The 1,511-nt window shown below is 54.2% G+C and carries 1 protein-coding gene; it reads right to left on the bottom strand.

All coding sequences use genetic code 11. The features are described 5' to 3' along the window. Positions 1–1,511 (bottom strand): glycerol-3-phosphate dehydrogenase/oxidase (locus tag ACXJ5O_RS26675; protein ID WP_457302539.1); only part of this gene is annotated, 1,511 nt, incomplete at both ends.

Here is a 1,511-nt window from a genome sequence, read left to right as displayed (position 1 = left end):
ATGCCGGCGACTTCCCGGATAACCCCGTCACTTGCCTTGTTCTCGAATGCCATTAATGTCCGTCTCAAAATGATATCGGCAAGTTTCGTCACGCGTTCATTTTTCACGATCCAAACGATTTCGCCAACAAAATAGTCTGGTGCGAAGGTTAGACGCTCATGATTGCAGGCTTCTACCTCAGCAGCAATAGCTCCGGCAGTGCTGCCGTATCGCTTGAACAGCCTTATTGCGTCATCGACTTCTAAGCGGTGAGCCTGGGCAAGCGCCTGGCTCTTTATCGCCACGTCACGTGGCTTCGACGAAAACCCTTTGCCTCCACCAACATCTACCTCAAGAGTATCGCGGATCCTTAACCTGCCGCAATGTCGCAACACCACTTCCGACATCTGCGCTGCACACGCCCGATATGTGGTCCACTTGCCACCGACCAGACTCACGACTGCGAAATGGCGGTCGTCATCAGGAGCAAAAGTCGTCAGGAAATGATCGCGGCTGATGGCACCCGTGGCTCCGCCGTCATTGTAGGGCAGGGGTCTAATGCCAGCATAGGAAAACACTATGTCTTGCCTTCTTGGCTTCACGCCCGGCAGCACTTGCTCCAAAACCTCGAACAGGTAGTCAATCTCATTGTCGGAACAAACCGTATCGTCTGGATCGCTGGTTCGCAGGTCAGTCGTCCCGAGCAAAACGTGCGTTTTATCGAGCGCATAAATCAGGCATGCGCGATGATCGTAGGTCTCGAAATATAACATGAGACCATCCAGTTTTAGTGCGAGATCTGGTCTTTCAAGGACAACATGCGAACCCTTCGTGCCTCCCATAAGGCGACGATCGATACCAAGGCCGCGGTTAACCTGATCGACCCAGGGGCCAGCGCAATTAACGACGATCGAAGGCTGCAACCAAAATGATTGCCTGCCGATCTCATCGTACAGTTCGACCTTGCCGTCAATGGTACTCCGCAAAGACATGTATGGTATCGCGATCGATTCAGGGCAATCGCGTTCGGCGTCCCCGGCCAGCTCGAGCGCAAGTCTTTCCGGATGTGTTACGCGCGCGTCGTAGTATTCGGCAACAGCCCGCACCTTTTTCGAAAGCTGGGATAGACGTTTCCTTACTTCTCTGGATCCCACGAGCCTATGGTGCGGCATTGTCTGGTTGGCCTTGCCGAAACGATCGAAAAAAGAAAGTCCGAGCTTGATGACGAAGATGCCTTTGGCACCCGGCGTTTTCTTCAGCCGCAGGAATCGCAATGCTGCCGAGAATGCGCCGCCCACCCAACTGAATGCCGGCACCCATACCCTCAGGGGATGGACGAGGTGCGATGCGTTGAGAAGCAAGTGATTCCGCTCGATAACCGACTCTTTCACCAATGCGAATTCACCGGTTTCGAGATAACGCAAGCCGCCGTGAATAAGCCGGGATGGAGCCGCACTTGTACCTGACGAAAAGTCTCCTTTGTCGACAAGCACTGCTGGACAGCCTTGCAGCGCCAGATCGCGGTACAGCCC

The organism is Phyllobacterium sp. P5_D12, assembly GCF_054049495.1.
The sequence above is the reverse complement of the archived record's forward strand: the minus strand, read 5'-3'. Positions and strand labels throughout refer to the sequence as shown.